Consider the following 24,240-nt stretch of genomic DNA (forward strand, 5'->3'; position numbering starts at 1 on the left):
AGCAAAGCATACAATACAAAAAAAAGAGCAATCATTTCGGATTGCTCTTTTTAATTTACTTCTTTTTGCAACAAGATGGTAGCGTACTCGCTGATGCAAAAGATATTGTAGATTTGGCTTTCGCTTCCTTTACCAATGGGCAGTCAGGCGTACCTTTTAACTTGCACTCTTTCACAATGGGGCAATCAGCCGTACCTTTCAACGGACAATCCTTCACCTTGTCATTTCCAGCGAATGCAAAGAAGGTACCGCCTGCAAGCATCATCGTGCCTGTTGCAATTCCTAAAAATCTCTTTTTCATAATATTTAATAGTTAAACGCTATGTCGGGTATAGCAACAAAGCTAATTAAACAAAGCAACCATACCTTGCTTTTTATTTCAGGTTAAACTGGGCTTCCTATTCCAGCAGCTATCAATTGTTAACACCCTTGCCTGAGCAACAAGAAAGCAACTCACCGTTTACGACAATCGCTGGCAAGGAAGTAATATTATACTCTTTTACCTTGCTAATGCACTCCTTGGTGTCGCATTGCTCCGTAAGGTTATATACGGTTAAATCACACGATTCACAGGCCATTGCCGTTACCATTTCCACAACTGGTTCACAAACTGGACATCCTGCGGTGAATACTTCTATTTTTCTCTTAGCCATAGTTGTAAATTTTAATTTAAGCAAATCTACATCAGGGTACTGGGTGGTAGTCAAGCAGATTTATTCTTTGAGTGATTTTCTTTCATCTGGTCATAGACCGACTGGATCTCGTGCATTTTGCTCGTTAATTCATCAACGGTAAGGTTCGGAAATTGCTTACGTAACATTTCAATCCTTACTGCCTGACTACAATCACCTGAACAGTTTTCCATCGTTTCTGAAAGTTTAACCGCCAGAGATTTTCTGAACGTTTCATCCAGCAACAGGAACTGCGCAGTTTCCAGTGCTTTACCCGCAGCTTTGAACTGCACCAATACCGTTTCGGGATTTTTGTCTTCATCCAGCATCTTGATGATACCTTCAAGCTGTCCTTTTATAGTGTTCAGTCTGGTCTTTATGTCCCTGGTTAGATCCTTTTGTAGCATAATTTCAAATTTCATGTAGTATAATGCAGTTCAGGGGGTGGTCTCCAAATAATTAAGTTAAAAATTTTAAGACTTAACAAGCCAAAGAAAGGTGATTGTTGTGTTTATTGTAGCTACGGTACTTATTGTTTTTCCACCAATGCAGGCCGGCTCAATTTGCTGTTCCTGAGTTTGCATTATAAAAAAAATGAATTTAAAAGGAATTATTCGGAGGTATTTAAGGTCAATAATTAAGTAAGAACTTGCTTTCAGAAAAACTTTTGGGACGGAAGCCTTTATAATTCTGCAAATCTTTTCCAAAATTTTGTAACGAAAACTGGAGAAATAAACCTTTTCTTTGTATTTGGGTATTTAAACCTGTTCATGGCCAACCATTTGAAACACATAGGGAAACAATTGATGGTATTTGCGTTGATCGCATCTATCTTCAATATCTATGCCCTTGAAATATGGTGTGGTCTTACTATGGATGGGCCCCGGCATGAACCGATAAGCATTGGGTATCATGGAACAAATGCGCCAGCAGGAACAGATTATTGCCCGCATCAGAGTGATACAGATGACCATAAAGGTGCTTGTGAGGATCATCATAGTTTTTTCCTGACTTCCTTAGTAGATTCTGGCCCGCATAAGATTAATTTTTCTGCAGATGATTTTCAGTTTATTCTACCTGATCATCTCAATATTTTTGGCTCTCATACCAATCCTCTGTTAACCTTGTCTGTAAGGTTATTTCCTGATGTCGGACTTAAACCAAAGGTCCCAGATATCCGGATATTTATCTGTTCCCTTATTATTTGATTTTTTTCCTTTCAGTAACCTGAACAGGCAGGCATTTCTGCGCTTTTCAGGTTCTTTTTGTGGCCATACTTTTTTGGCTCACAGGTATAACGTTTTCCTTACTTCTAAACCAGGATTTGCTTTTCTGGCTATTGATGTACCTAAACGCTATTGCCTTTCCTCAAAATTCTAAATTTTCATTATTCAACTTTTAGCTGGCATGTACGCTCATGCACGTCTGCTATACCTGCTATTCAAAAAAAACGGTAGGTATTCAGACTATAAAAGTCCGTCTTAAATATTGTTTAATCATAACTGTAAACCCCATGAAAAACATTTTGTTAGCCCTATCCCTTTTCGCTGCTGTAATGGTTACAGGCTGTAATAAAACCGAAAAATCTACTGAGAATCAGGGTGCTTCTTCTGAAACCACCACTTCCGAAACTACTCGCCCTGCGCACGGAGAACCGGGCCATAACCATGAAACTGATCATGGCCAAATGGCAGCAGTTTATAGCTGCCCGATGCACCCGGAAGTTACCAGCGATAAGCCAGGTAGCTGCCCGAAATGCGGAATGGATTTAGTTAAAGAGGATGCAAATGCAAAGCAGGAAGATCCTGCGCAGTAGTTTTTTACAATAAAGCCGCCTGATTCCTGGACGAATCAGGCGGCAATTTAGATTGATCATGATTGAAAAAATAATATCATTTTCTATCCGGAACCGGCTAATTGTTTTAGGGGTAGCCGCCATTTTATTTGGCTGGGGTCTCTATTCTGTAGACCGGAATCCGGTGGATGCTATTCCCGATTTGTCGGAGAATCAGGTAATCGTTTATACGGAATGGATGGGCCGAAGTCCTCAAATTATTGAAGACCAGATCACGTATCCGTTAGTATCAAATTTGCAGGGCGTTCCCAACGTGAAAAGTATCCGGGCAAATTCCATGTTCGGTATGAGTTTCGTGTTTGTGATCTTTAACGATGATACCGATATATACTGGGCCAGGACCCGGGTGCTCGAACGGTTAAATTATGCCCAGCGATTACTTCCGGATCAGGTGGTGCCAACCTTAGGGCCGGACGGTACCGGCGTAGGCCATATTTTCTGGTACACGCTCGATGCTCCTGGTTTTGACCTGGCCGAACTTCGAACCTTACAGGATTGGTACATCCGCTTTGCCTTACAGAATGTTCCGGGAGTAAGTGAGGTTGCTTCCTTTGGCGGCTTCCAGAAGCAGTATCAGATTGCCATCGACCCGCATAAACTGAATTTTTACAACATTCCGCTTAGTACAGTGCTATCGGCAGTGAAATCGAATAATAACGATGTGGGAGGCCGGACTTTTGAAATGAGCGGTTCCAGCTATCTGATACGAGGCTTGGGCTACATTAAAAATCTCGACGACATCCGAAAAATACCATTAGGCACTTTTAACTCCGTTCCGGTTACCGTTCAGGATGTGGCAGCCGTGCAGACTGGCGGGGAATTACGATTAGGTATAACGGAAGAAAACGGGCAGGGCGAAGTAGTAGGCGGAATTGTGGTGATGCGCTACGGTGAGAATGCCAGAGAGCTGATCGACCAGGTGAAAATGAAAATGGAGGAAGTAGAAAAAGGGCTTCCGCCTGGAGTGAAGTTTAAAATTGTGTATGACCGTAGCGATCTGATCGATGCCGCAGTGGCTACTTTAAGGGAAGCCTTAATAGAAGAAATCCTGGTGGTTTCTCTGGTGATCCTGATCTTTCTGTTCCACTTCCGGAGTGCTTTGGTGGCCATGATCACCATCCCGCTTTCGGTGCTGATCGGCTTTATTTTAATGAATGTGTTTGATGTAACCTCCAATATCATGTCGCTGGGTGGTATAGCTTTAGCAATTGGCGACCTGGTAGATGCAGGAATTGTGATGGTAGAAAATGCCTACCGGAATTTATCGGAGGGGGAAGGAGTGAGCTGATGGAAAATCTAAATAATAACCAAATAAGACATACCCGGGATATTCCGGAACCGGAAAGAGTCCAGATCATTGAGAGATCGGCACGAAAAGTAGGTAGAGCAGTTTTCTTTTCCATCCTGGTAACGCTCGTTTCCTTTGCACCTTTGCTTTTCTTAACCGGCCAGGAAGAAAAACTGTTTACGCCGTTGGTGTTAACCAAAACGTTTGTCATGATCGGTTCGGCCTTCACGGCTATTTTCGTGGTGCCTTTGCTGATGCGTTTATTGATGAAAGGCCGCTTGCGCCCGGAAAGCCAGAACCCGATATCCCGTTTTTTTATCAGGTTGTATGGGCCGGTAATCAGGTGGAGTTTGCGCTGGAAGAAAACCGTATTAGCCATAGCGGTACTGATTGTTTTGGGCAGCATACCGGTTATCATCCGGACCGGATCTGAATTTATGCCGCCCCTGGATGAAGGTTCGTTACTATTTATGCCTGTTACCCTGCCCGATGTTTCCAATGCCGAAGCCAAACGCATTCTGCAGGTGCAGGATCGGCTCATAAAATCGGTACCGGAAGTGCAGAACGTTTTAGGCAAAGCTGGTCGTGCTAATACCGCTACCGATAATGCTCCTATGAGTATGATCGAAAGTATTATCCTGCTAAAACCGCAATCGGAATGGCGGGAAGGCATGACCAAAGAAAAACTGATCGCCGAACTGGATGAAAAAGTAAAGATTCCCGGCGTTACCAACGGCTGGACCATGCCCATTATTAACCGCATCAATATGCTGGCGACAGGTATAAGAACGGATGTTGGGGTGAAGGTTTACGGTCAGAACCTGGATTCCATTTATGCCATTTCGCTGGATGTAGAAAAAGCTTTAAAAGGCGTGGAAGGTCTGACTGATTTATATACCGAAAGGCTTACTGGTGGTAAATACCTCGATATTCAGATCAAACGGGATATGCTGGGGCGTTACGGGCTCAGCCTGGATCAGGTAAACCAGGTAATCGAAACCGCTTTGGGTGGCATGAGCCTGACCAATACCATTGAAGGCCGGGAACGGTTTACCATAAACGTCCGGCTGGCGCAAGATTACCGCAACGATCTCTCTGAAATTAAACGAACCCTTATTCAAACGCCCCAGGCAGGGCCAATTCCGCTTTCTTCGGTTGCCGATATTACTTTAACCGATGGTCCTGCCATGATCAGTTCGGAGAATGCAATGCTCCGGGGAACGGTACTTTTTAACGTAAGAGGCCGGGATTTAGGCAATGTGGTGGAAGATGCCCGCCAACGGGTAGCAGATCATATTAAGAAGCTGCCGAAAGGCTATTACCTGGAATGGAGCGGGCAGTACGAAAATAAGATCAGAGCTGAACAACGCCTTCAATTCATTATTCCAGGCGTGCTGATCATTATCTGTTTTATTCTATACATCACTTTTAATTCCTGGAAGGAAATGCTGATCGTGCTATCAAGTATGCCCTTAGCGCTAATCGGAGGTGTTTATTCGCTATACTTTTTCGATGTGAATTTCTCTGTTGCTGTGGCTGTAGGATTTATTGCCCTATTCGGAGTAGCAGTAGAAACAGGTGTACTCATGATCGTTTACTTGAACGAATCTATGCAGCGGTTATCGACCCGAAAGCAAGGTCAACAAATTGAGCAGAAGGACCTGAGAGATTCAGTGTATGAAGGCTCTGTATTGCGGGTAAGGCCAAAACTGATGACAGTAATGGCGGATATGATTGGTTTATTGCCGGTATTACTGGCAGGTGGTGTAGGAGCAGACGTGATAAAGCCAATTACCATCCCATTTGTGTTTGGTCTGGTTTCATCCACCCTATATGTGCTTGTCGTGCTGCCGGTAATTTATCTCTGGGTGAAAGAATATGAATTAAGAAAAACTGGAAGCATCGCATTCCTGGATATTAAAGAATAGGCCCATGGAAGTTATAAAAATTAAGATCAACTGGAAGTATACCTTATTTAAACTGGCTCTGCTACTGACTTTTGGGCTGATCAGCCTGAAAACGGTAGGGCAAAGCCACGAAAAACCGGTGCTCACGTTGCAGGAAGCATTGCAAAAGATGGAGCAACATTATCCCCAGCTTAAGCAATACGATTACCAAAAACAAGCTGCCGAAGCCCGGGTTTCAGGTGCACGGAGTTGGATGCCGCCACAGGCAACTTTTGGGCTAAGCCGCCTGCCTTATAACCCTAAAATGATCGATATGCCCCTGATGGAAACCCAATCAGGTCTGATGGTCGGGGTAGAGCAAATGATACCAAACAGATCAAAGCAACGGGCTAAAGAGCGGTATTTACAGGCTCAGGTTCCTGCTATAGAACAGCAGCGCAAGTGGACTTTAAATGAGTTAAGGACTGAGCTTAGGACTTTGTATTTCAACCGGTACGTGAGCGAAAAAATGCTCAGTGTAATAAGCAAAAGTGAACAAGTATTAAACCTGCTCATAAAAAATTCGGAAGCGCAGTATGCTTATAACCAGGCGCAGCTTACCAATATTTACAGCGCAAGAGCCCGGTTGCAGGAACTTCAGAACTTAAGGCTGGCGCAGCAACAGATGGTTCAGGAAAGTAAGTTCGGTATAAATACCTTAATAGGGCAGCATGTAAATCAGGAGTTTAGTGTCGATACCACAGCTGTGCCGGGCATAGGAATTTCCCCTATGTTGTTAATTGATACAACAGCAGACCGCAGCGATATTGCCATAATGAGCGCTAATATCCAGGCCATGCAGGCTAACCGGGAGCTGATGAAAACTGAGTTGAAACCTGAATTTGGATTCAGGTTCGAGCACATGCCCATGTTCAATATGGAATCGATGTATTCGGCAATGGTAATGGTTTCCATTCCGATTGCACCCTGGTCTTCTAAAATGACCAAGGCCGAAGTGAAAGCCATGGATCAGCAGCTAAATGCTATGGAAAAAGAGCGGGAAACGATGCATCTGATGCACCTGAGAATGGCCAATGAAAAGCAGGCTATGTGGAAGTTAGAACAAGAGCGGGTACAACATTTCCAGGAAAAAGTGTTGCCCGCTTACCGCAAAGCTTTGGATGTAAACCTGCTTGCTTACCGGCAGAATACCGCTAACCTGTTTGTAGTGCTGGATGCCTGGGAAATGTGGCAAATGAAAGAAATGGAATATTATGAACTGCTTGGCAAGGCACTAAAACTGGAGGTGGAATATGCTCGTGAAATGGAAAAATAAAAGCCTGATCCTACTACTTTTTGGGTTACTGCTGGCAACGGCTTCTTGTAAAAAGGAAACCGCAACGGAGCATAAAGAACATGCAACCGAAACCGAAGAGGGCGTAATTTATACCTGCCCGATGCACCCGGAAGTTACCAGCGATAAACCTGGTAGGTGCCCGGAATGTAATATGTTCCTGGAGCCGAAGGATGTAGTTCTGGAGCAACTTATTGCTGATCCAAACCGGATTGTAGTTTCCTCCCAGGCTACTGTGCAGGCAAAAAGCAACACGATGAATAAGCAGGTGCAAGCGGAGGGCATAATTGCTTTTGATGAACGCCAAAACAATACAGTTGCTGCTTACTTTCCGGGCAGGATTGAAGAACTGTTCGTGAAATACAATTATACCTTTGTACGTAAAGGCCAACCCATTTTGTCGCTTTATAGCCCGGAACTACTAACGGCCCAGCAGGAATTTCTATTTGTGCTGCATGCGGAGGATAATGCTTTAGCAGAGCAGGCCCGGAAACGTTTGCGTCTGTTGGGGCTTACAGAATCACAACTCAAAACCCTGGAAAAAACCGGTAAACCACAAACTAAAACCACGGTTTACAGTCCCTATGAAGGTTTTGTCAGGTTTACTCCGGAGGCCGCTACCACCTCAACTACAACGCAAAGTCCAGCGGCAGCAGGAGGAAGTATGGGTAACATGGGAGCTGCAAACACAGCTCCTGATGCTCCGGTAACCCAATCAACTTCAGTAGAAAATCCGATCAGAGAAGGACAGTATGTAGCCAAAGGCCAGACACTTTTCCAGGTTAATGACCTGAAAAAGGTGTGGGCTATTCTAACACTTCCGGCAGGTATTGCTGGTTCTGTAGAAACCGGTGATAAGGTAACCATTCGATCCCAGTTACTGCCTGATAAAACCATTTTAGGGGAAGTTAATTTTATAGAATCTGTGGTCCGGCAAGGGCAAAACCAGGTTACGGTAAGGGTTTATCTGGCTAATCCGGACCTTAAATTAAAGCCTAATTCCCTGGTGCAGGCTACTATCGCCGATGAAAATAAGCAGGCAGTTTTAACGGTTCCAACTTCAGCAGTATGGAGTTTGGGGCGGCGCAACATCGTTTGGGTTCGGAAAACGCCAGCCGGTAATCATTCCTTTTCCTTTGAAGCCACAGAAGTACAGATAGGTAAACAAAATGGCGACTATACCGAGATTATTAGCGGGCTGCCGGATGGTGCCCATGTTGCAAAAGAAGCCGGTTACATGACCGACAGCGAATCCTTTATCAGACCTTAAAAAAATGATTAATAAGCTGCTATTTTTATTGACGCTGGTTATTGGCATTTCTGCCTTTACCGGTTGTACCGATTCCGGCCAGGATGGCCACGAACATGCCGCTGCAGGAGAATATTATACCTGCCCGATGCACCCCCAGGTCCGATCAGACAAACCCGGAGTCTGCCCGGTTTGCAACATGACCCTGATAAAAGTGGATGGAAGCGCTTCCAAAACAGAAACAGGGATCATGCTTACCGACCAGCAAAGGAAACTTGCCAATATTCAAACTTATAAAGTGGTAACCGGCAAAATCGGAGACATGTCAACCTTAACTGGGGAAGTGGTGCTGAACCAAAATGCTACTGAGTCCATAACGGCTCGGGTGCCTGGCCGCATTGAGAAATTAATGGTATGGAGCATCGGCGAAAAAGTGCGAAAAGGCCAGCCGCTTTACCAGATTTACAGTGAACAATTGCTGGCTGCTCAACAGGAGTATTTATTGGCACTGCAACAGGAAAGCATAAACCTGAGCGGGTTGAAACAGGATCTGGCTGCTTCTTCCCGGCAAAAGCTTCTGCTATGGGGCATGACAAATGGCCAGATAAATCAGTTAGCAAAAACAGGTAAGGCAAGTCCCCGTGTCACTTATTACAGCCCGGTGTCCGGAAATATTACGGAATTGGCCTTCCGGGAAGGAAGTTATGTAATGGAAGGCTCGGTTGTTTTTCAAGTGTCTGACCTGACCGCTGTTTGGGTACAAGCCCAGCTTTATCCTGGTGAAACGGGTCTTCAATTTCAAAAAGAGAATGTCCGCATCGTTGCCGAGGCTTATCCCAAAGATACGCTGGCTGGTCAGCTGGTTCTGAATAGCCCGGTTTTGGAAACGAACCGGCAGGTAAACCTGGCTACTTTTAAAGTTGATAATATGGCTGGGAAATTAAAACCAGGAATGCTGGCCTATGTGCTAATAAGACAGCCATTGGATGCTGGAATTATGGTGCCTAAGTCGGCTATTATTCCTGGAGATATGCCAATGGTATGGGTTGAAAATAAGGATGGGTCTTTTGAGCCCCGCATGGTAAAAACGGGCAGCAATAATAAAGATTGGGTAGAAATTAATAGCGGTTTAAAAGGAGAAGAACTTGTAGTATCGGAAGGAGCTTACCTGTTAAACAGTGAATACATCCTGAAAAAGGGGAACGACCCGATGGCTGGGCATAATCATTAATCTATTTTAATATAAATCATGAATTTCAAATCACTAAAATATTGGTTTTTAACATCATTCTGTTTAGCCCTGGCATTATTAAATGGGCCGACACTTTTAGGTCATGGAAATGAAAAGCATGGCAAGAAAACGGAAACTGAACAGGTGGATACCTTAAATACCAAAGCCCAGGAACAGGTCGATCCTATTACAGGAGGTACCGTAACGGAAGCTGAACATGCCGGCCATATCGCTGATAAAAGAAAGGTTCATGCCTCTATTTCAGATTTTCCGCACATCCATCCGCTTATAGTTCACTTTCCAATCATGCTATTAATGATTGCTGCGGCTATTCAACTGGTTAATATTTATTTTTTTCGGACCGAGTTGAATTGGGTGGTAACGGTACTTACGGTAATAGGCTTTATCACTGCCTATGCATCAACTTATTGGGCACATCCCCATACCAGCGGCTTAACCGAACATGCAAAACTGGTTTTAGACCAGCATGATAAGTACGCTTACCTCACCATTTATTTTTCAGGGGCAGGTCTGCTGGCCCAAGTATTAAGCTTGCTGGTTTTCAAAAAGAAGCGTTGGGGTATAGTAGTTGCCGCCTTACTTCTTACCGGAGCTGGCTATTCCGTGGCTATGACCGGCCATTATGGGGCACAATTGGTCCATATCGAGGGCGTTGGTCCTCAGGGAAAATATCTTGAGCATCATCACTAATATTTACAAGCTCCTCATAGATGGAAACCCAACAGAATAGTAAACCGATGCTTTACATTAAGCACATGGTATGCCCCAGGTGTATTTATTTGATCAGAACCGAATTGGAAAGGCTTAACATTGCCGTAAAGGAAATTCAGTTAGGAACCGTTGAATTTATGCAACCACTTATGGAAGACGAATTCTCTGCTGTTAAAACTGCATTAGAGAAGTTTGGTTTCGAGATAATCCAAGACCAGAAGTCCAGAATCGTAGAGCAAATAAAGACCCTGGTTATTGATTTGATTCGGTATAGTAAAGAACCTATTTCAATTAAGTATTCTGAATTTCTGGCTCGGGAAACGGGTAAAGATTACAGTATGCTAAGCAATCTTTTTTCCGGCTCTGAAAATATCACTATTGAAAAGTATATAATTCTACAAAAGATCGAATATGTGAAGGAACTGCTTACATACGACGAACTTAGCCTGAGCCAAATTGCCGCAAAACTTTCTTATAGCGATTTAGGATATCTTTCCCGGCAATTTAAAGAGATAACCGGGAAAACCCCAACCGAATACAAGAAGCAGCGATTTAATGACCGGAAACCGTTAAATGATATTAATCCGGACTGAATTTTTCAAATCTAATCCATAATTCTGTAAAACGAAAAAGGGCTATTCAGGTATACGTTTATATCATTTAAACATAAAAATATTATACTATGCATAACTCAAAATACCAAAATGTAATTCAGGCTTTAGATGCCTGTGCTGCTGCGTGTAACCACTGTGCTGCCGCTTGCCTCAATGAGGAAGATGTAAAGATGATGAAACGCTGCATCATGCTTGATATGGACTGCGCTGCAATCTGTAAAGAAACAGCTGCAGCCTTAGCCCGAGGTTCTGAAATGGCAACGATTTTTTTACAGACCTGTGCTGCAATCTGCGATGCCTGCGGTGAGGAATGCGGGAAGCACGAACATGACCATTGCAAAGCTTGTGCTGAAGCCTGCCGCCGTTGTGCAGAAGCATGTAGAAGTGCGGCTTAAAAAGAGCGGTTTACTGGCTGATCTTATTTATGCAGCTTGACAAAGAACAAAGGCTGTTAAAGATTTAGGGTGAAGATTTAATGGCAGCTTGTAGAAGGGAGGGCTTAAGGCTTTCCCTTTGCTTTTCTTTCAGAAATCAGAAGATAAAATCTTTTAAAGCTGTACCTGAAAAGTTACTGGCTCTCGGATTACGGCTACTAAAACAGAAAAGCATTTAGTAGCAATTTTGTGATTTTTAAGTTTTACATAACTACCATGTATATGATCAGATTAGTAATAACCATCCTGTTTATTTACTTTGGGTTAACAGCTGTTGCACAACACGAAGGGCATAACATGCCGGCTAAACAACAACAGCAGCCAGTAATTTATACCTGCCCCATGCACCCCGAAGTGCAAAGCCCCAAGCCGGGCAAGTGTCCTAAATGCGGCATGACGCTGGTAAAAAAGAGCACGCCAGTTTCGCCTAAACCTAAGGCCACTCCAAAATCTCAGTCCAGGTCTACTCAAAAGCCGAAGGTAATAAATACCGTTCCAACCCAAAAAACGGTAGGTACTGAACCGGAAAAACCCAAGCCGCCAGTACAAAATGAAGATGTAAAAGAAGGGCCCACCCATAAGGCCGGTCACCCAACCGAGTCTCCTGGCCCTACCAGAACACCTAAAAAAGTGCGTTATGACCTGGTGGTGCATGATACGATCGTGAATTATTCCGGTAAACCGAAGCGAGCAATTGCAATAAATGGTAGTATTCCAGCGCCTGCTCTAACTTTTACCGAAGGCGATACTGCAGAAATTTACGTCCATAATAAGCTGGATGAAGAAACTTCCATTCACTGGCACGGGGTTTTTCTGCCAAACCGCTTCGACGGCGTTCCATGGCTTACCCAGAAGCCAATTAAACCCCACAGCACTTATTTATATAAATTCCCGATCATTCAGAATGGCACGTATTGGTATCACAGCCACAGTGCTTTCCAGGAACAAAGCGGCATGTACGGAGCGCTGATTTTTAAGAAAAAGAACGAGCCTGAAATGCCTGCCTTCCCCATTGTGCTCAGCGACTGGACAGACATGAACCCGCATGAAGTGTATCGGTCGCTGCGCACAGCCAACGATTGGTTTGCTATCCGGAAAGGTGCAACTCAGGCTTATGCAGAGGCAATAAGGAAAAGCCATTTTGGAACCAAACTTAAAAATGAGTGGAAGCGGATGACTGCTATGGATGTAAGCGATGTTTCGTATGAGCGATTTTTAACCAATGGGAAACCGGTTTATGAACTTCCCCAATTTAAAGCAGGGCAACAGGTAAAACTGCGAATTGTAAACGGCGGCGCATCTACCTATTTCTGGCTCACCTATTCTGGCGGTAAAATTACCGTTGTAGCCAATGATGGCAATGACGTGGAACCAGTGGAAGTTGACCGGCTTATAATTGCTCCCTCCGAAACCTATGATCTTATAGTTACTATTCCTGAAGACATGCAATATGAACTCCTGGCAACTGCCGAAGACAGAACCAGTTCTACGTCGCTTTTACTGGGAAGCGGGCATAAAATGCCTGCTAAGCCGCTTGGCCGGTTAAAGTATTTCGAGGGCATGAAAATGATGAACGGTATGATGAAAATGAACGGTGATATGGAGCCAATGGGCATGCAAATGAGCAACCAGCAAATGGATATGAACTACGTGATGTACCCTGAAATTACCGGTGAAGAAGAAGGTGGAACTGCCGTGGAATCAACCCCCAAGACAACAGGCGAAAACGGTATGCATAAGCAGCAAAAAACTGACACCACTCAAAAATCCCAATCCATGGAAGGCCATAATATGCAAGGGCATGAAGGACATGATATGAATATGGGTTCAAGTGGCGGAGATCTGGTTACGCTTAATTATGGAATGCTACGGGCTACAGAAGAAACAACCCTTAAACCCGCATCAGAAAAAGTGCTGCATTTCGAGCTTACCGGTAATATGAACCGCTACGTGTGGTCGCTGGATAATAAAACGGTATCGGAATCAGATAAAATCCTGATAAAGAAAGGAGAGAATGTAAAAATCATAATGTTTAATAATTCGATGATGCGCCACCCAATGCACTTGCATGGGCACGATTTTCGTGTAATAAACAAACAGGGTGCTTTTGCACCGCTAAAAAATGTGATTGATGTAATGCCAATGGAAACTGATACTATTGAGTTTGCCGCTTCAGAGAGTGGAGATTGGTTTTTCCATTGCCATATTCTTTATCATATGATGACCGGAATGGGCCGGGTATTCAGTTACCAGAATTCTCCCCCTAATCCAGAACTTCCGGACACAAAAATGGCCTGGAGAAAGTTAAACCAGCATGAGAGAGTATTTCTGCCATCGGCACGAATTGGTTTGGAGAGCAATGGTACTGAGGGGGAGTTTTTGCTTAGCGGAACCCGCTTTGAACTTTCCAGCGAATGGCACATTGGAGTAAAAAAGGAATACGGCATTGAAAGCGAAACATACATTGGCCGGTACTTTGGTAAAATGCAATGGTTTTTCCCATTCATTGGCTTTGACTATCACCACAACAGTGTAAAAAACGAAACGGAAGAAACACTTTTAGGCCAAACAAGCAATAAGAATAATCGAAAGGCTTTTTTAGCTGGTTTTCAATATCTCCTGCCAATGTTGGTGCAGGCACAAGCCAGAATAGACAGTGAAGGAAAGTTTCGTTTTCAGCTGCGCAGGGAAGATATTCCGGTTACCAGCCGGCTAAGGTTAGATCTTTCTGCTAATACGGACAAGGAATATCGGGCAGGCTTGCGGTACGTAATTACAAAATACTTTTCTGTTTCTACCCACTACGACAGCGATATGAAATATGGAGCCGGAGTTACTATTATCTATTAAAATCAATTAATTTATTAAAAATTAAAAAAAACTTAAATCACGTTTTATGAAAAAGATCAGATTATTTACTTTTTTAAGCCTTTTCTGTACCGTTTTTTTTCTTGGTTCCTGCAATAATGATGACGAGGAAGTAGAAGGCCTAAAACTTGAAGCCCATGATAGCAACAAAATGATGACCATTATGCACGAAATGATGGCTCAAATGATGAACAGCCAAATGACGGCAGGCCCTGATCATATGTATGCTATGATGATGCCGATGCACCACGAGGGGGCAATTAAAATGGCGGAAGAAGAAATCGCAAATGGTACAAATGCTGAAATGAAAGCTATTGCCCAACGTATGAAAGCTGCACAGGAAGTCGAAATTCAGCAATTTAACGCCATGCTCGCTACAATACCAACGGGTACTCCGGATGCGGAATACAATAAAAAGGATAAGGCGGCAATGGATAAAATGATGCGAGACAAAGACTTAAGGGTAATTACAGGAAATACGGATCATGATTTTGCCCAACTAATGATTCCACACCATCAAAGTGCAATTGAGATGTCTTATGCTTTACTTGAACATGGAAGCGATCCAGCATTAAAGAATATGGCAAGAAAGATCATTGAAGATCAAAACAAAGAGTTAGAAGAATTGCAAACCTGGTTATTAGTCAATAAGGGATATTAATCTTAACATAAATGCTTCAGGAAGGCTTAACAGCTTTCCTGTTTTTTTTAATGTCTTGCTTTTTGGCCAAATTTTACCAAGCTGATGCTTTCACCTCTTTTGCGTAAAGTTTTTCTTACGACTCATATAACCCTTTCAGTTGGGTGGCTCGGTGCGGTAGCTGCTTTTTTAGCCATAGCGCTTATGGGTCTGGTTAGTCAGGATACCATGCAAGTACGATCTGCTTACATCACGATGGAATGGGTTGGCTGGTTTGTTATTGTGCCTGCTTGTTTGGGCTCTTTAGCAACGGGCCTTATCCAGTCTCTTGGTACGAATTGGGGTTTATTCAGGCATAAATGGATAGTTGTAAAGTTGCTGATGACAGTTGCATGCACCATTCTTTTGTTTCTTCACATGCAACCTATAAGTTACTTAGCCGATGTCGCTTCAAATGCAGATATTTCAACTATTGAACTGCGCAAACTTCGAATCCAGCTCATTACAGATGCTGGAGCAGCTTTGTTGGTCTTATTGGTTATTACTTCAATCTCTGTATTTAAACCCTGGGGGCGTACCAGGTTCAGTTTTGGCAAGCAGACCATAAATATTACAAAAGGAAAAGGTAATAAGCCCTGGCGGCTTTATATTATCTATGGACTTATTAGCCTTATCATTTTGCTATTTATTATATTCCACCTATACACAGGCGGGATAAAGCATTTTTAATTTCCTAACTATAAAAAAATGGAAAGATTTCATTACAACTCGGCCCTCGAAGCTTTGAATGACCTGAAGAAAAGAGGTTATACCTTGGATTTTAACCTGGAAGGCGATTGCCTGCAATGTCCGCAGGCACAATTACAGTTAAACCCCAAAGACTTTACAATTGATGAAGTTTACCGGTTTGAAGGCATGAGTAATCCAGCGGATAGTTCGGTAGTTTACGGCATTTCTTCTAAAACCGGCCAGAAAGGCGTATTGGTAGATGCTTATGGCATGTACGCTAATTCGGTTTCCACAGAAATGGCAGCAAAACTTAAATCAGCGTATCACTAACCCAAATAATCATGGATCATTCGCATCACCAGCATCATCACAATTCAGGAAAAGGTGCTGATAATATAAAAGCAGATTTAGCAGAAAAAACGGTCCATGCGCATGAAGAAGCGGGTGGCCACGGCGGCCACGGACACGATCACCATGCCATGATGATCGATGATTTCAAGCGCCGGTTCTGGGTTTCATTGGTTTTATCTGTTCCGGTAGTTGTGCTCAGCCCGATGGTGCAGCATATTCTGGGGTATACCTTAGATGTGCCGTATGCAATGTACATAGCCTTTGTGTTGTCTTCGGTAATTTTCTTTTATGGGGGCTGGCCATTTTTAAATGGTTTAAAAGACGAAGTAAAAGCTGGCTCGCCGGGTATGATGACGCTGATCGGGGTAGCCATCACCGTAGCCTATGTGTATAGTTCCGCTATTGTATTCGGCCTGAAAGGGATGGACTTTTTCTGGGAACTGGCCACCCTAATTGTAATCATGCTGTTGGGCCACTGGATCGAAATGAAATCGGTAATGGGAGCTTCCAAAGCGCTGGAGTTACTGGTTAGCATGATGCCCTCCGAAGCCCACGTGATCCGGAATGGTGAAACGTTGAATATTGCCATTGCCGACCTTCAGAAGAATGATTTGATCCTGATCAAGCCCGGGGAAAAAGTGCCTGCCGACGGACTGGTTGAAGAAGGTAACAGTTACCTGAATGAAAGTATGCTGACCGGCGAAAGCAAACCAGTACAAAAATTAAAAGGCGATAAGGTAATTGGCGGGGCGGTGAACGGTAATGGTTCGCTGCAGGTAAGGGTGCAGAATACAGGCAAAGACAGCTATCTGAATAAAGTAATTACCTTGGTGCAGGAAGCCCAGAAAACAAAATCAGAAACCCAGAACCTGGCCAATAAAGCCGCTAAGTGGTTAACCTATGTAGCTTTGTTTGCAGGTTTTGCCACACTTGCCGTCTGGCTTTTAGTGGGTGCTGAATTTGCGTTTGCGCTGGAACGAATGGTAACGGTAATGGTCATTTCTTGTCCGCATGCCCTGGGGTTGGCTGTACCGTTGGTGGTGGCTATTTCTACGGCCGTTTCGGCACAGAATGGCTTGCTGATCCGGAACCGTACCGCTTTTGAGAATTCCCGTAAGATTACAACTATTATATTCGATAAAACCGGCACGCTTACCAAAGGGTCACATGAGGTAGCTGAAGTTGTGGTATTTGAAGTTGGTATTTCGGAAAGGGAGATGTTGCGCCTGGCAGCCGGGGTAGAACAGCATTCCGAACATTATATTGCCCAGGGAATTTTACGCAAAGCGAAAGAACTTCACATAGAAGTTCCGGCCTCAGAGGATTTTAACTACCTGCCAGGCAAAGGCTTGGAAGGAATGGTAGGGAATCAGGATGTAAAAGTGGTTGGCCCTAATTACCTGCAGGAATTTAAAGTTGAGGTGCCGGCAAATAAAGCGGAAGAAGGGGTGGAAACGGCTGTGTATATCTTAATTGATAAAAAGCCGGTTGGTTACATAAAATTGCGTGATCAGATAAGGGAAGAATCGGCAGAGGCAATTGCTGTTCTAAAAAAGAACGGTATCAAAAACCTGCTCCTAACCGGTGATAATGAAAGGGTGGCTAAAAGTGTAAGTGAACACCTGAAAATGGATGGTTACCTGGCTAATGTATTGCCGCACCAGAAACAGGAAAAGATAAAAGAACTTCAAGCCCAAAATGAATTCGTAGCCATGACCGGCGACGGCGTAAACGATGCCCCAGCTTTGGCACAAGCTGACGTAGGCATTGCGGTAGGCTCTGGTACTGATGTGGCTGCTGAAACTGCCGATATTATCCTGGTAAATAGTAATCCAAAGGATATTGCCTCGCTTATTTTGTTTGGCAAAGCAACTTACCGGAAGATGATCCAGAACCTGGTTTGGGCTACCGGCTACAACGTAATTGCTTTGCCTTTGGCGGCTGGAGTTCTCTATAACTGGGGTATCATGATTTCCCCGGCCGTTGGTGCAGTTTTAATGAGTATGAGTACAATAATCGTAGCCATTAATGCCCAGCTGTTGCGGAAGGAATTGAAGTAAGTTAAGCAGAGAGGAAACAAAAACGGCAACCAAAATGGTTGCCGTTTTTGTTTAAAATTCTTCCGTTTGGTTTACAGCTTTTCAGCTTTATAACCAGCTTCCTGCACCAGTTTAATTACTTCTGCTTCGTTTAAATTCGCGGTAGAAACGGTCAGGATTTTCTGGGCATTGGTGGTATCTACTTTCCATTCATTAATACCTTCTGCTTTGTCCAGGAAAGGTGAAATGTTAGCCACACAACTTCCGCAATTGATATTGGTTTTAAATTTTAGATCTTTCATAATTTGTGCCTTTAAGTACATTACAAAGATACTTAGTAGGGTCAGCGTTTCCGTTACAGGATTCCGACGGTTTCTTATAAAATTCGGTACTATCGCCTTTAATTCACGAAAACTTTGTAATTCTTTTCCGATTCGAAATACAAAACTTCCCCTGAAGCGCTACCAGGTTTTAAGGCAATAAATGCTACCGATTTATCTACTTCTTTGCCGGTTACGGGGTCGGTCGCAAACCGCACAGAACGCTCATTTTTAATGGTTTTCACGCACATTTCGCAACAGCCGTAATACATTTTACCTTCAAACGGCACCGGGAATTGCTGTTTACCCATGTAGGCATTATTCACCATGCAAACCAAGTCTTTTGGCAAGCCGGTTTCCGTCATCGGGTTTTCACCTGCGACCTTATTTTCCGGTGCATGAGCATGCATAGGGGCAGCTGGTTGCGTATTTTCAACTGGCGGTGCGGCAGCGGCAGTTTGGTTGTTTTCGCTTTTTTGCTGGGAACAGGATGCCATGATCAAGCCGGCGAAAAGAACGGGTAAGATTATGCGGTTTTTCATATTGTTAACTGTTTATTGAATCGGTGCGTTACCAGGTTTTAAGTTTTCTTTTTATCTGATTTTCTTTACATTAATTTCTGAAACCGCCTGAAAAACGCTATGCTTTTGACCGGGCTTTTGTTCCGGAAACAATTATTTTTTTGCCATTGTTCCTTCCTTTATGTGTGAGCAGGCATGGGGCAGTAATTTGTCGCCTGGATTTAGCGAACCAAAAATTTCTACTTTGCCATCCTGTTCCCTGCCTTTTTTTACAGCTACTTTTTCAGTTGAATTATTTACCGTTCTAATTACAAAAGTTCCTTCTTCTGAATCGATTAAAGCTGATTTTGCTATTACAAAGGTACTGTCCTTCAGAGCCAACTGAAAGCCTTTAATAGACCAAAGGAGTGATGTATCGAACTTTATCCACCGGGGTTTGGTAATATTTGCCCTAAAATTGATTGCTTGAAATTGAGAAAAACCATGGTCAATAATTAGAACATTTATTGATTTGTGATTTCACTTCTCTTCCTAAAACTTTTATTTAAAGTTACCATGTATCTAAACAGTTTAAAAGTAGCCCTATTTAAGTCAAACTTCCCTGCGTAAAGTTTACCGAACCGTCCAGTTTTACTGAATGTCCCATATTTATATTTCGATACAAAAGCTTTAATATTAAAAGATTAAAATATATATTTAGTGTATAAAAATATTGTTAACATCTAAAATAAGAGTATGGAACAAATCCAAGCAATTAAACCTGGTCCAAAACCAAGAAAAGATGATGGTGATTTAGATAGAAGAAGGCGAGTTTCACCTGAAAAGAAGCCAGATTATCCCCCTCTTAAACCTCACAAACATAAAAAAGGGGAATAGTAGCTTTTAGTTTACTAATCCTCATGTTAGTGAATTTCTTAAAAAATGAAAAGAACCTGCGAGGCATGACCTCGCAGGTTTTTTTATGCATGAATACTTGTTGATTACATTTATGTGAAACTGAAGATAGTTTATTAAGCCTTTTAACTTCTTAAATACTTTTTTGCTTTTTTAACGAATCAATACATTCTTTACCAGTACCAGATTATAAAGTTGATTTTGATAATATTAAGGAGTATATCAGAACTTTACCTCGAAGGCCGATTTTTTTGGTTTGCCATACTTCGATCATGGAAAAGAAGATTTGCACGGAAAGAATTCTAATGATTATTGAAGTAAAATCCCAAGTCTGGTGAAATCCTAAACGACTCAAAACTTCATTCGCTGTATTCTTATAGCATTTAGAATAGCTAAAAACGCTACGCCTACATCGGCAAAAACTGCTTCCCACATAGTAGCCACTCCGAATGCCCCAAAGATTAGCACCAGGGCTTTTACGCCAAATGCCAGCCCGATATTCTGCCAAACGATCTGCTTCGTTTTCTTGCCAATATTTATGGCGGTGGCAATTTTTGAAGGCTGATCAGTCTGGATCACCACGTCGGCAGTTTCGATAGCAGCATCGGAGCCTAAGCCACCCATTGCCATCCCTACATCGGCTAAAGTAATTACTGGCGCATCGTTTATGCCATCACCAATAAAGGCTACGGTCTTTCCTTGCTTTTTAAGTTCTTCTACCTTATTCACTTTGTCTTCCGGAAGCAATCCACCAAAAGCCAGGTCTATTCCGATTTCTTTTGCAATTTTCTGAACGATAGAATCTTTATCGCCGGAAAGCATTACAATGTCTTTTATGCCTAAGTGGTGTAGCGTTTTAATAGATTGTACAGCATCCGCTTTTATCTGGTCGGCAATGGTAATGTAACCCGCAAACTTTCCATCAACCGCTACCAAAACAATGGTATCTATTATGGCATCAATCTGTCGGTCATAAGCAATGCTGAATTTGTTCATCAGCTTACCGTTCCCAGCTAATACTTCTTTGCCATCAACTTTACCTTTCAGGCCGTGGCCGGAGATTTCTTCAATATCTGATACCGTTTTTTGCTTGTGAGATTCGCCCGAATACTGCACAATTGCCTGGGCAATGGGGTGGGTAGATTTGCTTTCCAAAGCAGCTGTTAAAGCAATGAATTCTGCCTGTTCAATTCCATTGGTTTTGATTTCCTGCACTTTGAAAACGCCTTCGGTAAGGGTGCCGGTTTTATCCATAACTACAGTATTCACTGTAGTTATCAGGTCAAGATAGTTGGAACCTTTAAACAGGATGCCGTTTCTGGATGCTGCTCCGATGCCACCGAAATAACCCAGCGGGATAGAAATTACCAGGGCACACGGACAGGAAATCACGAGGAAAATCAGTGCTCGATAGAGCCAGTCGTTAAACACATAATCTTCTACAATAAAGTACGGAAGCAAAGCCATACCTAAAGCCAGAAATACTACGATTGGCGTATAGATTTGAGCAAATCGGGTAATAAACTGCTGCGTTTTCGCTTTCCTCGTACCTGCTTCTTCAACTAATTGCAGGATTTTAGACAGGGCGCTGTCTTCGTAAGCTGAAACAACTTTGAGTTCAATAACCTTATCCAGGTTGATCATGCCTGCCAGCACTTTATCTCCTTTTCTTTTTGTGTCTGGTTTCGATTCGCCGGTTAAGGCTGCTGTATTGAATGAAGAACTTTCGGAAAGCAATTCGCCATCTAAGGCTACTTTTTCACCGGCTTTGACCTGGATGGTTTCCCCAATATTTACCTGTTTTGGATTTACTTCAGAAATCTGACCATTGCGGAGCACACCTACAATTTCCGGGCGATTATCTATCAGATCTTTAATGGATTTTCGGGATCTGGCAACGGCAGCTTCCTGGAAATGTTCACCAATTACGTAGAACAACATTACCGCCACACCTTCCGCATATTCGCCGATGTAAAATGCCCCAAGCGTAGCAATACCCATCAGGAAGAACTCATTGAAAATACTGCCATTTTTGATGTTGGTAATAGCGTGCCAAAGCACTTTCCAACCTACCAATAAATAAGCAATCCCGAAAACGGCAAGCCGGATATAACCTTCAAACCAGGTGACATCAGTATAATCGAGCGCAATGCCCGTAAGCAAAAGCACCAGACTGATTACCGTTGGGATATAGGAAGAACTTTCGTCTTCGTGGTCGTGTCCGTCTTCGTCTTTATTGGGTTTTGCATCGGTGCTGCAACATTCTGCTTTGTTTGCCGGCACTTCATACAAAATACCAGTTTTGGGCTTCTCAGGCCCCGGATGTTCAGCGGTTCGGGGAGAAGTAATTTCCATTGGTTTAGGTACCTCGGATTTATTTTTATTTGGTTCGGTCATAGGTTTAAATATAGGGCACTTTAATGCCAGCTAAATGGAATAAGCGATCTGAATACTTACTTCTTCTTCAAACTACAGAACACAAAGTTTTGAATAGTATTGAATGGAGTAGTGTGGTCTGCTTTATGGCAATCAAGCATTTCGAATCCTGCAGCAAACAATTCAGGTAAGGATTTTTCGGTGTATTGTTTTATTTCTAACCCGCTGCATTTCTTGGGGCCATCTTCGGAGAACGTACCGATAACTAAAAACCCTTTAACTGCTTTGGTTGCTGTTTGAACATATTTAGCAATCTGGTCGGGAGTAGTAAGGAAATGAAAAACAGCCCGGTCGTGCCAAAAGTCGAATTCGGTATCTGGCTTAAAATCGGTTATATCGGCAACAATCCAATTCACGAGGTCTGCTTTTGTACCCAGGCGGGTTTGGGCTCTTTTAAGGGCATTTTCGGAAATATCCAGAACACTAACATTTTCGTAACCTTCCGCTACCAGATAGTCCACAAGTTTACTGTCGCCACCACCCACGTCGATAATTTTAGCAGATTTTGGTAAGTTAAAACTGTGGAAATAATCCAGTGAAGTTTTCGGAATTTCTTCTGTCCAGCTTACTTCATCTGGGCTTTTTGTTTCGTAAATGGTTTCCCAGTGATCCTTATTTTCTGAGTTCATATCAGTAGTTTTTGGAGTAGATTTAAGAGCGGTTCTAACAGCAGGCTTTATCAGATTGCATTGGCGGACATTTTACGGTGCCATAGCTGCAATACACGCAACAATCGCCAGCTTTTGGCTTTAAGATTTGTTTACAGTTTTCGCATTCATAGAAATACTGGCAGGCATTTGTAGGCATTTCTTCTTCTTTGCTGAAACCGCAATGCGGGCAAGTAATGGTACTTTTTAGGTTGATTTCTGTACCGTTTTTAACCTCAGGGAAACAGCAGGCATTGTGGAGCCTGTTCCGGTAATGGTTTATTACGGCTGAAATAAAAAGGCCGAACATACCCAGATAAAGCAGGTAAATCCAATTATCGCTTTCCATTATATGGTAGCTGTAGAAAATCATTACGGCGCTTGGGATTGCTATTAATAACGGATAAGTGCATCTATGCTTCCGGTAAGATATTGCCAGCCCAACCAAAGACAGCAGCACTAATCCCTGAAATACCCACATCGTCCAGCCTCCAAATAATTCGAAAGTGCCAAAGCCAAGTGCGGTTAAAATGAAACCGAATAACGGGAAACAACAAGGAGAAGCTAATGCTGTGATTAGCAAACCAAAGGTGCCAAGTCTGTTTAAGTTTGATTCAATTTCCATTTTTCTATTTATAGTCTGAAAGTATTTGCTTCAAATCTGCCGGAATTTCCATCGGTAATAAAGGCGGCACATTTGCACCTCCGGTATTGCCAACGGGAATTTTACCGACAAAAGATTTGATGCCACCAACCAATAACCGGGGAAGCTGACCAGCTACTTCTTTTACGCTTTTTATTTGCCATCCGAATTTCAGCATTTGCCAATGAACGGAGGTATGCGGAACCGGGAAAGCCTGGCCTAAAATATGCGCACGCTCCAGATGAAACCAGGCTATTTGTAATTCTCCGTTTCGAAAGTTAGCTACATAATTGTCCAGTTCATTTTTATAGAACGGGGTAAGCTTGTCAGGCATTTTCAGGTTAAATTTCATAGTGTTTCGTTCGGTTGTTTTACAAAGTTACTACCGCTTAACCTGCAACTGCATTGCATTTTATTGGGTGCAATTACTACACAGCCCCTTAATTGTTAGATTTATTTCTTCGGCATTGTATTGTTCTGGAAGTTGTATTTCTGGTACACGGGTTTTAGGTAAGCAAAAAGTCTTATCGCATTTTCTACAGTAAAAATGTAAATGAAGGTCGAGACAAACTTGGGCAGAACAGCTACTGGAGCAAAGTGCGTACTTTACGGAAGTTGTTCCGTCATCAATCTGGTGAACTAAACCTTTTTCCTGAAAAGTTTTTATTGTTCGGTACAGGGTGATTCTATCAGATTTTTCAAAATTTGCCTCCAGGTCGTTTAAGCTTACCGCTGACTTTTGGTGTAGCAGGTAATCAAATACTAACAGCCGCATCGCCGTTGGTCGGATGCCTTTTATCAGCAGGTCGGTTTCCAGGTTCTTTAGCATAGCGTTTTT

General features: G+C 42.9%; 27 protein-coding genes and 1 pseudogene. 16 read left to right on the top strand and 12 right to left on the bottom strand.

The window, feature by feature from the left end:
* Positions 1–55: 55 nt before the first annotated feature.
* The 3 genes from I5M27_RS02565 to I5M27_RS02575 form a co-directional block, all read right to left on the bottom strand.
* Complete coding sequence (locus I5M27_RS02565) at positions 56–301, bottom strand: hypothetical protein (protein ID WP_200504454.1); 246 nt, start codon at positions 299–301, stop codon at positions 56–58.
* A gap of 112 nt (positions 302–413) precedes the next feature.
* A complete protein-coding gene (locus I5M27_RS02570; protein ID WP_200504455.1) occupies positions 414–653 on the bottom strand; it encodes a thioredoxin family protein in 240 nt (79 codons plus the stop codon).
* Between the two features lie 50 nt (positions 654–703).
* The gene (locus I5M27_RS02575) at positions 704–1,093 is read right to left on the bottom strand and encodes a metal-sensitive transcriptional regulator (RefSeq protein WP_234462353.1); all 390 of its coding nucleotides are present in this window, start codon (positions 1,091–1,093) and stop codon (positions 704–706) included.
* Positions 1,094–1,441: 348 nt separating this feature from the next.
* Between I5M27_RS02575 and I5M27_RS02580 the strand changes: the two genes are divergently transcribed.
* From I5M27_RS02580 to I5M27_RS02650, 15 genes are all read left to right on the top strand, one after another.
* Positions 1,442–1,879 carry a hypothetical protein gene (locus tag I5M27_RS02580; protein ID WP_200504456.1) on the top strand — a complete coding sequence of 146 codons (438 nt, stop codon included), beginning with the start codon at positions 1,442–1,444 and terminating at the stop codon, positions 1,877–1,879.
* Between the two features lie 305 nt (positions 1,880–2,184).
* The gene (locus I5M27_RS02585; protein WP_200504854.1) at positions 2,185–2,487 is read left to right on the top strand and encodes a heavy metal-binding domain-containing protein; all 303 of its coding nucleotides are present in this window, start codon (positions 2,185–2,187) and stop codon (positions 2,485–2,487) included.
* 58 nt (positions 2,488–2,545) lie between these two features.
* The gene (locus I5M27_RS18670; protein ID WP_200504457.1) at positions 2,546–3,814 is read left to right on the top strand and encodes an efflux RND transporter permease subunit; all 1,269 of its coding nucleotides are present in this window, start codon (positions 2,546–2,548) and stop codon (positions 3,812–3,814) included.
* Entirely contained in the window at positions 3,814–5,742 is a 1,929-nt protein-coding gene (locus tag I5M27_RS18675; RefSeq protein ID WP_200504458.1) for an efflux RND transporter permease subunit, read from the top strand. The genes I5M27_RS18670 and I5M27_RS18675 overlap by 1 nt, the downstream gene beginning before the upstream one ends.
* Positions 5,743–5,746: 4 nt before the next feature.
* Positions 5,747–7,036, top strand: coding sequence for a TolC family protein (locus I5M27_RS02600; RefSeq protein WP_200504459.1), 1,290 nt, complete (start codon positions 5,747–5,749; stop codon positions 7,034–7,036).
* Positions 7,014–8,324 carry an efflux RND transporter periplasmic adaptor subunit gene (locus I5M27_RS02605; RefSeq protein WP_200504460.1) on the top strand — a complete coding sequence of 437 codons (1,311 nt, stop codon included), beginning with the start codon at positions 7,014–7,016 and terminating at the stop codon, positions 8,322–8,324. The genes I5M27_RS02600 and I5M27_RS02605 overlap by 23 nt, the downstream gene beginning before the upstream one ends.
* 4 nt (positions 8,325–8,328) lie before the next feature.
* The gene (locus I5M27_RS02610; RefSeq protein ID WP_262896432.1) at positions 8,329–9,534 is read left to right on the top strand and encodes an efflux RND transporter periplasmic adaptor subunit; all 1,206 of its coding nucleotides are present in this window, start codon (positions 8,329–8,331) and stop codon (positions 9,532–9,534) included.
* 18 nt (positions 9,535–9,552) lie between these two features.
* On the top strand, positions 9,553–10,245 hold the full coding sequence (locus I5M27_RS02615; protein ID WP_200504462.1) for a hypothetical protein: 693 nt from the start codon (positions 9,553–9,555) through the stop codon (positions 10,243–10,245).
* A gap of 89 nt (positions 10,246–10,334) precedes the next feature.
* Entirely contained in the window at positions 10,335–10,859 is a 525-nt protein-coding gene (locus I5M27_RS02620; protein ID WP_234462354.1) for a helix-turn-helix domain-containing protein, read from the top strand.
* An 89-nt stretch (positions 10,860–10,948) separates the two neighbouring features.
* A complete protein-coding gene (locus tag I5M27_RS02625) occupies positions 10,949–11,275 on the top strand; it encodes a four-helix bundle copper-binding protein (RefSeq protein ID WP_200504464.1) in 327 nt (108 codons plus the stop codon).
* A gap of 255 nt (positions 11,276–11,530) precedes the next feature.
* A complete protein-coding gene (locus tag I5M27_RS02630) occupies positions 11,531–14,164 on the top strand; it encodes a multicopper oxidase domain-containing protein (RefSeq protein ID WP_234462355.1) in 2,634 nt (877 codons plus the stop codon).
* A gap of 46 nt (positions 14,165–14,210) precedes the next feature.
* Positions 14,211–14,843: a DUF305 domain-containing protein gene (locus tag I5M27_RS02635; RefSeq protein ID WP_200504465.1), complete on the top strand. Its 633-nt coding sequence runs from the start codon at positions 14,211–14,213 to the stop codon at positions 14,841–14,843.
* Between the two features lie 84 nt (positions 14,844–14,927).
* The gene (locus tag I5M27_RS02640; protein ID WP_200504466.1) at positions 14,928–15,551 is read left to right on the top strand and encodes a hypothetical protein; all 624 of its coding nucleotides are present in this window, start codon (positions 14,928–14,930) and stop codon (positions 15,549–15,551) included.
* Between the two features lie 18 nt (positions 15,552–15,569).
* Positions 15,570–15,881: a phosphoribosylpyrophosphate synthetase gene (locus tag I5M27_RS02645; protein WP_200504467.1), complete on the top strand. Its 312-nt coding sequence runs from the start codon at positions 15,570–15,572 to the stop codon at positions 15,879–15,881.
* An 11-nt stretch (positions 15,882–15,892) separates the two neighbouring features.
* Positions 15,893–17,962, top strand: coding sequence for a copper-translocating P-type ATPase (locus I5M27_RS02650; protein ID WP_200504468.1), 2,070 nt, complete (start codon positions 15,893–15,895; stop codon positions 17,960–17,962).
* Between the two features lie 71 nt (positions 17,963–18,033).
* Here I5M27_RS02650 and I5M27_RS02655 read toward each other — a convergent pair whose 3' ends face one another.
* The 3 genes from I5M27_RS02655 to I5M27_RS02665 form a co-directional block, all read right to left on the bottom strand.
* Complete coding sequence (locus I5M27_RS02655; RefSeq protein ID WP_200504469.1) at positions 18,034–18,243, bottom strand: heavy-metal-associated domain-containing protein; 210 nt, start codon at positions 18,241–18,243, stop codon at positions 18,034–18,036.
* 98 nt (positions 18,244–18,341) lie between these two features.
* Positions 18,342–18,803, bottom strand: coding sequence for a hypothetical protein (locus tag I5M27_RS02660; RefSeq protein WP_200504470.1), 462 nt, complete (start codon positions 18,801–18,803; stop codon positions 18,342–18,344).
* Positions 18,804–18,935: 132 nt separating this feature from the next.
* A complete protein-coding gene (locus I5M27_RS02665; protein WP_200504471.1) occupies positions 18,936–19,163 on the bottom strand; it encodes a hypothetical protein in 228 nt (75 codons plus the stop codon).
* Between the two features lie 354 nt (positions 19,164–19,517).
* Here I5M27_RS02665 and I5M27_RS02670 point away from each other — a divergent pair, with 354 nt between their 5' ends.
* Positions 19,518–19,658 carry a hypothetical protein gene (locus I5M27_RS02670; protein ID WP_200504472.1) on the top strand — a complete coding sequence of 47 codons (141 nt, stop codon included), beginning with the start codon at positions 19,518–19,520 and terminating at the stop codon, positions 19,656–19,658.
* A gap of 369 nt (positions 19,659–20,027) precedes the next feature.
* On the opposite strand, the gene I5M27_RS02675 is transcribed toward I5M27_RS02670, so the two are convergent.
* The 6 genes and pseudogenes from I5M27_RS02675 to I5M27_RS02695 form a co-directional block, all read right to left on the bottom strand.
* Positions 20,028–22,073, bottom strand: a complete 2,046-nt coding sequence (locus I5M27_RS02675) for a heavy metal translocating P-type ATPase (RefSeq protein ID WP_200504473.1) — start codon at positions 22,071–22,073, stop codon at positions 20,028–20,030.
* A 56-nt stretch (positions 22,074–22,129) separates the two neighbouring features.
* Positions 22,130–22,741, bottom strand: a complete 612-nt coding sequence (locus I5M27_RS02680; protein WP_200504474.1) for a class I SAM-dependent methyltransferase — start codon at positions 22,739–22,741, stop codon at positions 22,130–22,132.
* A gap of 34 nt (positions 22,742–22,775) precedes the next feature.
* Positions 22,776–22,976: a GDCCVxC domain-containing (seleno)protein gene (locus tag I5M27_RS18510; protein WP_317193546.1), complete on the bottom strand. Its 201-nt coding sequence runs from the start codon at positions 22,974–22,976 to the stop codon at positions 22,776–22,778.
* Between the two features lie 69 nt (positions 22,977–23,045).
* A pseudogene (locus I5M27_RS18515) lies at positions 23,046–23,384 on the bottom strand (MerC domain-containing protein); the annotation flags it as partial.
* 4 nt (positions 23,385–23,388) lie between these two features.
* Positions 23,389–23,754: a DUF3703 domain-containing protein gene (locus tag I5M27_RS02690; protein ID WP_200504476.1), complete on the bottom strand. Its 366-nt coding sequence runs from the start codon at positions 23,752–23,754 to the stop codon at positions 23,389–23,391.
* A 60-nt stretch (positions 23,755–23,814) separates the two neighbouring features.
* A complete protein-coding gene (locus I5M27_RS02695) occupies positions 23,815–24,231 on the bottom strand; it encodes a Fur family transcriptional regulator (RefSeq protein WP_200504477.1) in 417 nt (138 codons plus the stop codon).
* Positions 24,232–24,240: the final 9 nt, after the last annotated feature.

Origin of the sequence: Adhaeribacter terrigena, assembly GCF_016623615.1 — a bacterium.
In the GTDB taxonomy this organism is placed as follows: Bacteria; Bacteroidota; Bacteroidia; order Cytophagales; family Hymenobacteraceae; genus Adhaeribacter_A; species Adhaeribacter_A terrigena.

Bases quoted from the DNA above. Each gene is read 5' to 3' on its own strand.
- I5M27_RS02565 (WP_200504454.1), bottom strand. From the start codon at position 301: ATGAAAAAGAGATTTTTAGGAATTGCAACAGGCACGATGATGCTTGCA.
- I5M27_RS02570 (WP_200504455.1), bottom strand. From the start codon at position 653: ATGGCTAAGAGAAAAATAGAAGTATTCACCGCAGGATGTCCAGTTTGT.
- I5M27_RS02575 (WP_234462353.1), bottom strand. From the start codon at position 1,093: ATGAAATTTGAAATTATGCTACAAAAGGATCTAACCAGGGACATAAAG.
- I5M27_RS02580 (WP_200504456.1), top strand. From the start codon at position 1,442: ATGGCCAACCATTTGAAACACATAGGGAAACAATTGATGGTATTTGCG.
- I5M27_RS02585 (WP_200504854.1), top strand. From the start codon at position 2,185: ATGAAAAACATTTTGTTAGCCCTATCCCTTTTCGCTGCTGTAATGGTT.
- I5M27_RS18670 (WP_200504457.1), top strand. From the start codon at position 2,546: ATGATTGAAAAAATAATATCATTTTCTATCCGGAACCGGCTAATTGTT.
- I5M27_RS18675 (WP_200504458.1), top strand. From the start codon at position 3,814: ATGGAAAATCTAAATAATAACCAAATAAGACATACCCGGGATATTCCG.
- I5M27_RS02600 (WP_200504459.1), top strand. From the start codon at position 5,747: ATGGAAGTTATAAAAATTAAGATCAACTGGAAGTATACCTTATTTAAA.
- I5M27_RS02605 (WP_200504460.1), top strand. From the start codon at position 7,014: ATGCTCGTGAAATGGAAAAATAAAAGCCTGATCCTACTACTTTTTGGG.
- I5M27_RS02610 (WP_262896432.1), top strand. From the start codon at position 8,329: ATGATTAATAAGCTGCTATTTTTATTGACGCTGGTTATTGGCATTTCT.
- I5M27_RS02615 (WP_200504462.1), top strand. From the start codon at position 9,553: ATGAATTTCAAATCACTAAAATATTGGTTTTTAACATCATTCTGTTTA.
- I5M27_RS02625 (WP_200504464.1), top strand. From the start codon at position 10,949: ATGCATAACTCAAAATACCAAAATGTAATTCAGGCTTTAGATGCCTGT.
- I5M27_RS02630 (WP_234462355.1), top strand. From the start codon at position 11,531: ATGTATATGATCAGATTAGTAATAACCATCCTGTTTATTTACTTTGGG.
- I5M27_RS02635 (WP_200504465.1), top strand. From the start codon at position 14,211: ATGAAAAAGATCAGATTATTTACTTTTTTAAGCCTTTTCTGTACCGTT.
- I5M27_RS02640 (WP_200504466.1), top strand. From the start codon at position 14,928: ATGCTTTCACCTCTTTTGCGTAAAGTTTTTCTTACGACTCATATAACC.
- I5M27_RS02645 (WP_200504467.1), top strand. From the start codon at position 15,570: ATGGAAAGATTTCATTACAACTCGGCCCTCGAAGCTTTGAATGACCTG.
- I5M27_RS02650 (WP_200504468.1), top strand. From the start codon at position 15,893: ATGGATCATTCGCATCACCAGCATCATCACAATTCAGGAAAAGGTGCT.
- I5M27_RS02655 (WP_200504469.1), bottom strand. From the start codon at position 18,243: ATGAAAGATCTAAAATTTAAAACCAATATCAATTGCGGAAGTTGTGTG.
- I5M27_RS02660 (WP_200504470.1), bottom strand. From the start codon at position 18,803: ATGAAAAACCGCATAATCTTACCCGTTCTTTTCGCCGGCTTGATCATG.
- I5M27_RS02670 (WP_200504472.1), top strand. From the start codon at position 19,518: ATGGAACAAATCCAAGCAATTAAACCTGGTCCAAAACCAAGAAAAGAT.
- I5M27_RS02675 (WP_200504473.1), bottom strand. From the start codon at position 22,073: ATGACCGAACCAAATAAAAATAAATCCGAGGTACCTAAACCAATGGAA.
- I5M27_RS02680 (WP_200504474.1), bottom strand. From the start codon at position 22,741: ATGAACTCAGAAAATAAGGATCACTGGGAAACCATTTACGAAACAAAA.
- I5M27_RS02690 (WP_200504476.1), bottom strand. From the start codon at position 23,754: ATGAAATTTAACCTGAAAATGCCTGACAAGCTTACCCCGTTCTATAAA.
- I5M27_RS02695 (WP_200504477.1), bottom strand. From the start codon at position 24,231: ATGCTAAAGAACCTGGAAACCGACCTGCTGATAAAAGGCATCCGACCA.